Source organism: Micromonospora sp. NPDC049580, from assembly GCF_040675595.1.
Lineage (GTDB): Bacteria > Actinomycetota > Actinomycetes > Mycobacteriales > Micromonosporaceae > Micromonospora.
On the sequence record NZ_JBFAPG010000364.1, the window covers coordinates 1 to 6,546 of the forward strand.

8 protein-coding genes are annotated in these 6,546 nt (G+C 73.0%); 2 read left to right on the forward strand and 6 right to left on the reverse strand.

Features of this window, described 5'->3' with window-relative positions:
* The 3 genes from AB0J68_RS24010 to AB0J68_RS24020 all read right to left on the reverse strand — a co-directional run.
* On the reverse strand, positions 1-419 hold a 419-nt coding region (locus AB0J68_RS24010), incomplete at its 3' end, for a molybdopterin-dependent oxidoreductase (protein ID WP_363940535.1).
* Positions 420-493: 74 nt separating this feature from the next.
* Entirely contained in the window at positions 494-1,516 is a 1,023-nt protein-coding gene (locus tag AB0J68_RS24015) for a TerC/Alx family metal homeostasis membrane protein (RefSeq protein ID WP_355069134.1), read from the reverse strand.
* Between the two features lie 220 nt (positions 1,517-1,736).
* Positions 1,737-2,147: a DUF2267 domain-containing protein gene (locus AB0J68_RS24020; RefSeq protein WP_354862649.1), complete on the reverse strand. Its 411-nt coding sequence runs from the start codon at positions 2,145-2,147 to the stop codon at positions 1,737-1,739.
* A 181-nt stretch (positions 2,148-2,328) separates the two neighbouring features.
* Here AB0J68_RS24020 and AB0J68_RS24025 point away from each other — a divergent pair, with 181 nt between their 5' ends.
* Together AB0J68_RS24025 and AB0J68_RS24030 are read left to right on the forward strand one after the other, a co-directional pair.
* Positions 2,329-2,601: a DUF2795 domain-containing protein gene (locus AB0J68_RS24025; protein ID WP_354862647.1), complete on the forward strand. Its 273-nt coding sequence runs from the start codon at positions 2,329-2,331 to the stop codon at positions 2,599-2,601.
* A 42-nt stretch (positions 2,602-2,643) separates the two neighbouring features.
* Positions 2,644-3,312, forward strand: coding sequence for a DUF1345 domain-containing protein (locus tag AB0J68_RS24030; protein ID WP_354862645.1), 669 nt, complete (start codon positions 2,644-2,646; stop codon positions 3,310-3,312).
* A gap of 241 nt (positions 3,313-3,553) precedes the next feature.
* Here the strand turns inward: AB0J68_RS24030 and AB0J68_RS24035 are convergent, their stop codons facing one another.
* The 3 genes from AB0J68_RS24035 to AB0J68_RS24045 all read right to left on the reverse strand — a co-directional run.
* Complete coding sequence (locus AB0J68_RS24035) at positions 3,554-4,222, reverse strand: hypothetical protein (protein ID WP_363940536.1); 669 nt, start codon at positions 4,220-4,222, stop codon at positions 3,554-3,556.
* 150 nt (positions 4,223-4,372) lie between these two features.
* On the reverse strand, positions 4,373-5,344 hold the full coding sequence (locus tag AB0J68_RS24040) for a pirin family protein (RefSeq protein ID WP_363940537.1): 972 nt from the start codon (positions 5,342-5,344) through the stop codon (positions 4,373-4,375).
* A gap of 318 nt (positions 5,345-5,662) precedes the next feature.
* Positions 5,663-6,546: hypothetical protein (locus AB0J68_RS24045; RefSeq protein WP_363940538.1), on the reverse strand; the 884-nt coding region annotated here is incomplete at its 5' end.

Below are 6,546 nucleotides of genomic sequence, written 5' to 3' on the forward strand. Positions count from 1 at the left end.
GGCGCGCCGTCGAAGGTGTGCGCCACCCAGGCCCGGCCGCCGCGCAGGTCGTCCAGCGGCAGGTTGGTGGTGTACCCGCCGTACGAGTGGGCGAGCGCGAAGTGCGCGCTGGTGTCCACGCCGTCGAGCAGGGTGTCCAGGGAGACGCCCTGCCAGGTGGTGCCGAGCTTCGACCAGTGGGTGACGCAGTGGATGTCGACCATCGCGGTCTCCTGCGGAAGCGCCATCAGCTCCTGCCACGACCACCGGTACTCGGTGCCGTTCTCGGCGGCGATGACGAACTCCCAGGTGTCCAGGGAGACCCGGGGTGTCGGGCCGGCCGACAGCACCGGAAAGTCCTCGGTCAGGTACTGACCGGGTGGCAGGGCCGGCTCCTGTGAGCGGGGCCGGCCCTGAAAGCCCGGTGACACGATTCCCATTGCACAGTCGTACCACCCGGGCCGGCCGGGGCGGGAGCTTTCCCGCGTACGCCCTCGTCGACCCGGCGGCGCGGTCAGTGCCGCTCCGTGACGACCTCGCGCTGCTCGGGCGTGCCGCCCCGGGTGGCGCGAAGGCTGGTCAGGGTCACCACCACCAGCACGCCGATGATCACGCCGAGCGAGGCCAGGGTGGGGATCTGCGGCACGCCGGCCCAGATGCCGTGCGCCCAGTGCAGACCCAGCTTGAGGCCGATGAACGCCAGGATGATCGCCAGGCCGTAGCTGAGGTGCACCAGCCGGCTCAGCGCCGCGTGCAGGACGAAGTAGAGCGCCCGCAGGCCGAGCAGGGCGAACGCGTTGGTGGCGAAGACCAGGTACGGGTCCTCGGTGATGCCGTACACCGCCGGCACCGAGTCGACGGCGAAGACCACGTCGGTGGCCAGCACCGCCACCACCACCAGGGCGAACGGCGTGAGTGCCCGCTTCGCGCCCTGCCGTACGGTCATCCGGGTGCCGTGGTACTCGTCGACCACCGGCATGATCTTGCGCAGCAGCTTCACCGAGCGCATCTTGTTGATGTCGACTTCCTGCTGATGCCCGGAGAGGGCGTCGCGCAGCAGCTTCACCGCGGTCGCGATGAGGATGATCGCGAAGAGCAGGAACGCGAAGTCGAGGGTCTGCAGGGCCGCCGCGCCCAGGGCGATGAAGACCGCCCGCAGCACCAGAGCGCCGGCGATGCCGTAGAGCAGCACCCGCTGGGCGAGCACGGCCGGCACCGCGAACGCGGCCAGCAGCAGCATGAAGACGAAGAGGTTGTCGACCGAGAGGGACTTCTCGACGAGGTAACCGGTCAGGTACTGCACGCCCTGCTCCGAGCCGTAACGGGACCACACCCAGCCGCCGAACGCGAGCGGCAGCGCGACGTAGAACGCCGACCAACCGATCGCCTCCCGCATGGACACCTCGTGCGGCTTGCGCGTCACCAGGAAGTCCAGCACCAGCAGCAGCACCACGCCGGCGATGGTCAGCGCCCAGAGCGTGGGCGTGCCCACCGACGACAGGTCACTCGCTGCGGCCAGGTATGACAATTCGGTCATGGGGTCTCCTCGAACACCGTGTCATGTTCGAGGTCTCCTTCACCCATCGGAGATGGGCAACCACCCGAGGCACGCCGGGCGTGCCGTACTGACCGGAATGGTTCGTGGGAAGTACTCCCCTCGCACGACAAGGTTAGGCCAGGGCCGACCGACACGCCAAGCCGGACGTCGATCGTTGCCCTGGCCAACCGCTGTGCGTCCCCGGTCGGAGGTTCCACCGTCAGGCGCGGCGCAGCGTCGCACCCGGCGCCATCGCCTGCTCCACGAGGCCCCGGTAGTCGCGCGGCAACTGGGTCGCCACGTCGTCGAACTCCCCGCCGGTGATCGCCTCGCGCAGGGTGGTGAACACCGCCCGGACGGCGTCCCGCGCGGCCGGCTCCTGCACCTGCGCGCGCAGCGCGACCCGCGCCACGAACTCGGCCGCTCCGAACCGGTCCGCCTGCTCGGTGCTCGGGCTGGGCTTGAGCACCAGTTGCAGCGGCTGCGGAAGCTGCGCGGCCAGGTCCAGCACCTCACCGCCGGTCAGCCGCTCGGCGAACGTCTCCAGCACGGCCCGGGTCAGCTCGACCGCCTGCTCGGACGACGTCCGGGTGCGCTGGGAAACCAGGTCGACGAAGGTGTCGTATTGCATCGCGTACTCCCTCGGGCTTGTCGGCGCCGCCTGCGGGTACCCGCGGTGCCGTGGTGGAAACGGCGCCGGAGTTCCTGCGGCGACCCGGGCGATTTCCTCCGCCGACCCGGGCGTGACGAGGCGGCGGGCGGGTAACCGCCGCCGGTCGTGACCACATCGATGCCCCGAGGGAGCCCCAGACATGGCGAGCTACGCGGACGTCCTGCAGTACCTGTCGAGCCTGGACTACCCGGCCGAGAAGAACGACGTGGTCCGCGAGGCCGAACGGGAGGGCGCCCCGCCGGACGTGCTCAAGGCACTGCGCGCCCTGCCGCCCGTCGACTACGCCAACGGCACCGAGGTGGCCCGGTCCGCCGGCATCGAGGCCGCCCCCGAGGTGAGCCCCTCGCAACGCGCCGCGCAGGCCCGGGACAAGAAGCACAACCGGGTGTCGCAGCATCTGCGCGGCATCTGACCCGGCGGTGGTGGCGTCCGTCGTAACGCGCGGACGGCGCGGATGACTGGCACCGGCCCGCTGTCCCGCCCGCCGGACGGGCACACCCCGGCGGCGGTGCAACTCGTCGTTGTGGCGGTGGTCGGCGTCATCGTCGGCGGCGTTTTCGCCCTGGCGCTGTCGCCGTCGCTCGCCCCGCTGGCCGGCTGGGACGTCGCCGCGCTGAGCTGGCTGGTGCTGGTGTGGCGCAAACTCTGGCCGATGGACGCCACCCGCACCGCCCGCCTCGCCGTGTACGAGGACCCCAACCGGGCCACCCGGGACGTGGTGCTGCTCATCGCGTGCCTCGCCAGCCTGCTGGCCGTCGGGCTGGTCCTCGCCAGCGCGCACGCCGCGCCACCCGGCGCACACCGCGACCTGTACGGCGTGCTGGGCGTCCTCAGCGTGGTGCTGTCCTGGCTGGTCGTCCACACCGTCTTCACCGCCCGCTACGCCCGGATCTACTACACGGGCCCGGACGGCGGGGTGAACTTCAACCAGAGCGAGCCGCCCCGCTACTCGGACTTCGCGTACGTGGCGTTCACCGTCGGGACGACGTTCCAGGTCTCCGACACCAACCTGACCAGCAACGAGATGCGCCGGACGGTGCTGCGGCACGCGTTGTTGTCGTACCTGTTCGGCGCGTTCGTCATCGGCGTCACGGTGAACCTGCTGGCGGGGCTGGCGCACTGAGCGCTCGCGCCCGGCTGCGTCACGGGCGGGGCTCGCCGGGACAGGCGGGCGCCCCTTGGCCGCGAACCGCGACCGGGGGCGCCACGCAAACCTGCCCAGGCGGTGAACCGCGTCCGAACCGGTCGCGGTCACCCGGCGGTGGATGCCCGCTCGAACCGAGCGGCCAGCACTGCCGGGTACAACCATACGACAGACCATCCCCCGTACGGTCAGTTTTGGCCGAAGTGTGGGCCAGGGCACGTCAGGGACGGCCGGACAGTTCCGCGTACCGGTGCTCCAGATCGACCCGGGCCAGCGCTCCCACCAGCCACGCCAGCCGCTCCGACTCGCCGCTGGCCAAGCCGGCCAGGTCATCCGCCGAGCGGCCCAGCCCGAGCCGTCGGGCCGCCGCCAGCGCCCGCCGGTCCGCCACCGGGGCGACCTCCCGCCACAACGCCTGCGCCTCGCGCAGAAACAGGTCGACGACCTGGTCGTCCACCCCGGGCAGGTCGGCGAGGAGCGCACGCTCGGCAGCCGGCTCGTGGTGCGCGACCGCGCGCAACCGGCGCAGGTCGCCCCGGTACCGCTCGACGACCGTCCGGGCCAGATCGCCCAGCACGTCGGCCAACGCGTCGACGTCACCGCGCTGACCACTGTCGCGCAGCACCCGCACCCGGTCCTGGTGCAGCGACCGGGCCAGCCGGGCGGCGCTGTCCCACCCCTCGTCGCGCAGCGCCCGCGCGCCGTCCAGCGCCCGACGAAAGTCACCCCGGCGGGCGAGCAGTACCGCGAGGTAGAGCACCTGGAACAGGCTCGCCGGATTGTTGGTCACGCGGAAGCCGTACTGCTCGGCGAAGCCTCGTCCGCTGCCGGCCAGCCGGCGGGCCACGCGTTTGCGGTCCTCGACGGGCGTGATCAGAGTGGTCGCCATGCCGGCGACTACCCACGCCACCGTCGGCCAACCGCCGACCCCGGCCTGCCCCAGCCCCGGCGCGTCTTGGCCCGGCGGGCTCATGGTCCGGCGCACGTCGGCCCGGCGCACTCATGGTTCGGCGCGCGCCGGTCCGGTGTCTCGGGCCGGTCATCCGTGCAGGCCGCCGGTGCGGTCGCGGGCCTTGAGCCGGGTGGTGGGCAGGGCGGGCGCCGGCAGTGGCGACGCCGCATCGTCGGCCACCACGCCGAAACGTCGGCCGGCCATCCAGTCCTCCCGAGCGGCGGCGACCTCCTCGTGCGAGCGGCCCACGAAGTTCCACCACATGACCAGCGGCTCCTCGAACGGCGTACCCCCCAGCAGCAACAGCCGGGCCCCCGCCCCGCCGCGCACGGTCACCTCGCGTCGACCCGAACCCAGGTAGAGCAACGCGCCTGGCTCGAAACCCACCCCGGCGGCCTCGGCGGAGCCGGACATCGCCAGCAGGGCGTACTCGAAATCGGGCCGCAACGGCAGCGTGGTCGGCGCCGCCCCGCCCAGCTCAAGCTGCACGCCCACCAGCGGGGTGTGCACCACCGCCGGGGACCGCTGGCCGGCGAACTCGCCGACCAGCAGGGTCGCGTCCACGTCGCCGTCCCGCCAGCGTGGCAGGTCGGCGTGGTGCGCGAAGTCCGCGGCGCCGGCCCGCGCCGGGTCCGGCAGCGCCACCCAGAGCTGCACACCGTGCATGACCGGCGGGTGCGTGGCCGGCGACCGCTCCGAGTGGGCGATGCCGTGCCCGGAGGTCATCACGTTCAACTGGCCGGGCCGGATCGCCTGGACGTTGCCGAGGCTGTCCCGGTGAATGATCTCGCCGTCGAGCAGCCAGGTCACCGTCTGCAGGCCCGTGTGCGGGTGCGGTGGCACCTCCATGCCGGGCCGCTGCGCCACGTCGTCCGGGCCAAAATGGTCCACGAAGCACCACGCGCCGACCATCCGCCGAGGCCGCTGCGGCAACAACCGCCGAACGGTCGTGTACCGCCCCAGTGGCACATCGTGGCCCGGCAGCAGCACGCTGCCGGGATCGACGTCGGCCACGCCGGGCGGTCGGGTCTGTGCCGGCATCGATTCGGTACGCTCCACCGCCCGACTGTACGCTCGCGCCCTCCCCGGGCTGCGGCGCTTCCCGCCAGGGGTGAACCTCCGACCCAGCACGTCGCGGGTGGGTTGGTCGGCGTCCTACCCGACCGCCCGGCGCCGGGCTCACTCCCCGGCGACCCCGGCCCGCGTCTCCGTCTCTGGCCGCTGCCCGCTCCTGGCCGCTGCCCGCTCTTGGCCGCTGCCCGACGGCCCCGACCCCACACCCGACGTCGCCGGCCCGACGCCGACGGCCCCGACCAGCACCCGAGGTCGCCGGCTCGACGCCCGACGAACCTGGTCGGCGTCCTAGTCGTGGGCCGGTCACCGGGACTCGGTCACCGTCACGGTGCCGGCGCCTGCCACCAGGTCAAGGAAGAGCCGGTCGGTTGAGCGGTCCCACCCCGGCGTACTCAACAGCGCGCCAGCGGCGACCCCGGCCCAGCGCTCGTCGCGGACCGCGACCGAACCGGCCCCCGCTCCCACCCGCACCCGTACCGGTGGTGTGCCCGGCACCCGGATGTCGAACTGGTTGACTCCACCGGTCAGCCGCACGGTCGTCGTGCCGCCGTTCATCGGCGGCAGGATGAGATCGGTGCGGGCGGAGCCGCCGACGAGATCCACGCCCAGAAGTCGTGCCTGCGCCAGGTCGAGCACCTGTTCGCCCACCCCGCCCTCCAGGTGCAGACGCCAGGCGACCCGCTCGCTGAGCAGCACCCGCGCGGCCCGCTTCTCGGACGTGCCGGTGGCCACCACGCCGAGCCGGACGGTCTCACCCTGCACCACGGGACGGACGGCCACACCCGAGTCGGCCGGGCTGCTGATTCGGTAGAGGTCGTCGCCCAGGTCGGCCACCCGAAGGTCGAACGAGGACAACCCGTCCGCCAGTACGAAGGTGGCCTTCTGCCGCCCCGCCAGCGGCGTCGTCATCGTCTGCTCGGCGGCCGCAGCCGCAGCCGCACCCGGCCGGGCGCCGTCGGACGGGGCGCGGTCGGACCGGGCGCCGTCGGGCCGGGCGCCGTCGGGTGCGCCGGAGTATGCCTGGCCGAGGCGGTAGGGGTCGGCGACGATGACCACCACCGCCGCGGCGCCGAGAACCAGCATCACCGCCGCGGCGGCCACCAGCAGCCGAGCACCGACCGACCAGCGCACCGGTGTCGCTTCGGCACCCACTGGTCGCGGCTCCGCCTCCGACCGGTGCCCCGGCC

Coding starts and splice junctions, on each gene's coding strand:
- AB0J68_RS24015 (WP_355069134.1), bottom strand. CDS start 1,516: ATGACCGAATTGTCATACCTGGCCGCAGCGAGTGACCTGTCGTCGGTG.
- AB0J68_RS24020 (WP_354862649.1), bottom strand. CDS start 2,147: ATGCAATACGACACCTTCGTCGACCTGGTTTCCCAGCGCACCCGGACG.
- AB0J68_RS24025 (WP_354862647.1), top strand. CDS start 2,329: ATGGCGAGCTACGCGGACGTCCTGCAGTACCTGTCGAGCCTGGACTAC.
- AB0J68_RS24030 (WP_354862645.1), top strand. CDS start 2,644: ATGACTGGCACCGGCCCGCTGTCCCGCCCGCCGGACGGGCACACCCCG.
- AB0J68_RS24035 (WP_363940536.1), bottom strand. CDS start 4,222: ATGGCGACCACTCTGATCACGCCCGTCGAGGACCGCAAACGCGTGGCC.